Source organism: Nocardia sp. NPDC058497, assembly GCF_042720195.1.
Lineage (GTDB): Bacteria > Actinomycetota > Actinomycetes > Mycobacteriales > Mycobacteriaceae > Nocardia.
On sequence record NZ_JBHXMY010000854.1, the window covers coordinates 1 to 1,853 of the forward strand.

Here is a 1,853-nt window from a genome sequence, read left to right on the forward strand (position 1 = left end):
GGTCCACAGCCGTGGATCATCCGGACCGCCACCCGCTCGATGTCGGCGGGGAAACCGGCTAGGTCGGCTTCGGCGCGAATCGTCGCGAACGAGCGCCGATAGATCTCGGCCCCGTCGGTGAGGTAGCTGGCATGCAGGTCGGACATGCGGTCAACCCTAGAACCTGGTCCGGACGTGGTGTTCGTCGCGGGTCACTCAGGTGCGTGGCCGCTCGAGGATGCGCGACATCACCAGTGAGCTGCGGGTGCGGCCGACCCGCGCGTTCTCCCTGATCCGCTCGACCGTCACCTCGATCTCGGCCATGTCGGTGGCCATCACGTGTACCAGCGCATCGGCCTCGCCCGCGATGGTCCAGACGCCGACGACCTGCGGAATCGGTTCCAGGGTTCGCCGCAGTTCGGCGGGGGAGATGTTGTCGCGGTAGTAGACCTCCACGTACGCCTCGGTCTTCCAGCCCAGCGCCGCCGGATTGACCTGCGCGGTGAACCCGGTGATCTGTCCGCTGGCGACCATCTTGTCCACCCGCCGCTTCACCGCGGGCGCCGAGAGCCCGACCACCGAGCCGATCTCCTGGAACGAGGCACGCGCGTGGGTGAGCAGCACCGCCAGGATGCGCCGATCGATATCGTCCACGCCACTCCTCCCTCGCTCAGACGCAATGATTCCCCATTCTCACACCACAATGCGCAACAAATCGGTGTTCCCCGTGCAATGCGACGACATTTACCTTCGTAGGAACACTCGAACCGCGCAGCCACCGGGAGTCCTGATGACCGCCGCAGCCCCCCTTCGCGCCACAGCGCCCGCGCGGGTCGCCACCCCGCGCCGCTACGTGCTGTGCAGGCCCGACCACTTCGAGGTCGCCTACGCGATCAATCCGTGGATGGACCCCGCGACCCCCGTCGACCGGCCGCGCGCCCTGGCCCAGTGGGAGATCCTGCGGGCGGTGCTCGAGGAACACGGGCATTCCGTGGAGACGGTGCCCGGCGAACCCGGCCTGCCCGACATGGTGTTCGCCGCCAACAGCGGAATCGTGATCGGCGGGCACGCGCTCTCGGCACGCTTCGCCCACCCCGAACGCGCCGCGGAGGGCCCCGCGTTCCACCGCTGGTTCGCCGCCAGGGAACTGCGCGCCCTCGCGCCTGCCTGCGAAACCAACGAGGGCGAGGGCGATTTCGCGTTCGCCGGGCACCGAATCCTGGCCGGCGTCGGCTTCCGCTGCTCGTTATCCGCGCACGCCGAGGTCGCACAGTACTTCGACCTGCCGGTGGTTTCCCTCGAACTCGTCGATCCCCGCTTCTATCACCTCGACACCGCGCTGATGGTCCTCGACGACACCACCATCGCCTACTACCCGGCCGCGTTCAGCCCCGCCGCCCGCGACGTCCTGACCACCCTCTACCCGGACGCGATCCGCGCCGACGAGAACGACGCACTGTCCTTCGGGCTCAACGGCGTCAGCGACGGCCACCACGTGTTCCTCGACCCGGGCGCGACCAGCCTCATCGCGGCGCTGCGGGCCCGCGGGTTCGCGCCGATCCCGGTCGACATGTCCGAATTGCGCAAGGGTGGCGGCGGTGTGAAGTGCTGCGTGCTGGAGCTGCACACCCGCCGCGACACGACCGCCGGGTAGCCGGGACCCGGTTCGCCCCGGGCGGCGAGCTCGGGTATCTCGGTCCTACAACTACCGGCTCACCGCCAAGGGTCGTTCGCTGTGGCAGGTGGTAACCGCGATGTGGGGCCACGAGGGCGAGATGTGACTGGTGGTCGGTGATGCCGCCCCGGTGGTGGCGGTGGCGGAGGCGTGCGCTGCCGGACGACGAGTAGGCCTACGCGTGCGGACGCACCCGCAC

Annotated in this window: 3 protein-coding genes; 1 reads left to right on the forward strand and 2 read right to left on the reverse strand. The window is 69.2% G+C overall.

All coding sequences use genetic code 11. The features are described from left to right. Positions 1-146, reverse strand: a 146-nt coding sequence (locus tag ACFWPJ_RS31780; protein ID WP_378857071.1) for a precorrin-8X methylmutase, incomplete at its 3' end; no start/stop codon positions are given. A gap of 49 nt (positions 147-195) precedes the next feature. Then, complete coding sequence (locus ACFWPJ_RS31785; protein ID WP_189022910.1) at positions 196-633, reverse strand: Lrp/AsnC family transcriptional regulator; 438 nt, start codon at positions 631-633, stop codon at positions 196-198. Between the two features lie 136 nt (positions 634-769). On the opposite strand from ACFWPJ_RS31785, the gene ddaH reads away from it, so the two are divergent. Continuing rightward, entirely contained in the window at positions 770-1,633 is an 864-nt protein-coding gene (gene ddaH / locus ACFWPJ_RS31790; RefSeq protein WP_378857069.1) for a dimethylargininase, read from the forward strand. Positions 1,634-1,853: the final 220 nt, after the last annotated feature.